This is a genomic window from Streptomyces alkaliphilus, assembly GCF_014141535.1.
Lineage (GTDB): Bacteria > Actinomycetota > Actinomycetes > Streptomycetales > Streptomycetaceae > Streptomyces > Streptomyces alkaliphilus.
This window is the reverse complement of record NZ_VKHT01001262.1, coordinates 1-1,211: the sequence shown is the minus strand read 5'-3', so window position 1 is coordinate 1,211 and position 1,211 is coordinate 1. Positions and strand designations below refer to the sequence as shown.

Sequence of the window (1,211 nt, the reverse complement as noted above, 5' to 3'; positions counted from 1 at the left end):
GTGCAGGAGGGCGGGCGGGGTCATACGGCGGCCTCCCCGGTGCCGGCCTCGATGTCCTGGTCGGCGTCGAGACCGAAGGTGTGGTCGGGGTTCCAGTGCAGGACGACCTCGGCGCCGGGGGTCAGCCGGTGGTCGTGTTCGGTGTTCTGACGGTAGACCGCCAGACCGGGGGCGGCCGGGCTCTCCACGACGTACTGGTGGGAGACGCCCAGGTAGCCGGCGAGGGCGATGCGGCCGGTCAGGCGGTTGCGGCCGGACGGCACGGTGTGGGCGTCCTCGGCGGGGACCAGGGAGATCTTCTCCGGTCGCACCCCGGCCAGCAGTCGATCACCGGTGCGCGGCTCGTCCGCGCACCGGCCGGAGGGGAGCCGCAGGGGGCCACCGGCGGTGGACAGCTCGATCAGGTCTCCGCCCTCCCCGGCGTTCGGGGCGGTGCCCGTGACCTCGGCACGGATCAGGTTGGAGGTCCCCAGGAAGTTGGCGACGAAGGTGCTGCGGGGGTGCTCGTAGAGGTCGGCCGGGGTACCGAGCTGCTCCACCCGACCGCCGTACATCACCGCCACCGTGTCGGCCATCGACATGGCCTCCTCCTGATCGTGGGTGACGTGCACGAAGGTGATGCCGACCTCGAGCTGGATGCGCTTGAGCTCCAGTTGCATCTGCCGGCGCAACTTCAGGTCCAGGGCTCCCAGCGGCTCGTCGAGCAACAGCACCCGGGGGTGGTTGATCAGAGCGCGGGCCAGCGCCACCCGCTGCTGCTGGCCGCCGGACAGCTGTCGGGGCCGGCGCCGGGCCAACGGGCCGAGCTGTACCAGCTCCAGCATCTCCTCGACACGTTTGCGCGGGTCGCGCTCCCCGCGCCGGCGCAGGCCGAAGGCGACGTTCTCGAAGACGTCCAGATGCGGGAAGAGCGCGTAGCTCTGGAAGACCGTGTTGACCGGCCGACGATGGGGCGGCAGGGCGGTGATGTCCCGATCGCCGAGCAGGACGGCGCCGCCGGTGGGTTCCTCCAACCCGGCGATCATGCGCAGTGTGGTGGTCTTCCCGCACCCGGAGGCCCCCAGCAGGGCGAAGAAGGACCCCTCGGGGATGGTGAGGTCCAGCGGGTGGACGGCGGTGAAGTCACCGAAGGTCTTGTGGAGGCCGGAGAGCCGGAGGGTCATGGGGTTCTCTCGCTGTCTGGCGGGGCCGACGGCCGGACGGGCGGGGTG

Annotated in this window: 1 protein-coding gene; it reads right to left on the bottom strand. The window is 71.5% G+C overall.

Annotated elements, in window-relative coordinates; translation table 11 throughout:
- Positions 1-20: 20 nt before the first annotated feature.
- Positions 21-1,163, bottom strand: a complete 1,143-nt coding sequence (locus tag FNQ90_RS23835; RefSeq protein ID WP_182608239.1) for an ABC transporter ATP-binding protein — start codon at positions 1,161-1,163, stop codon at positions 21-23.
- Positions 1,164-1,211 lie beyond the last annotated feature (48 nt).

Excerpts from the sequence above, each read along its gene's own strand:
- FNQ90_RS23835 (WP_182608239.1), bottom strand. The coding sequence starts at position 1,163 with ATGACCCTCCGGCTCTCCGGCCTCCACAAGACCTTCGGTGACTTCACC.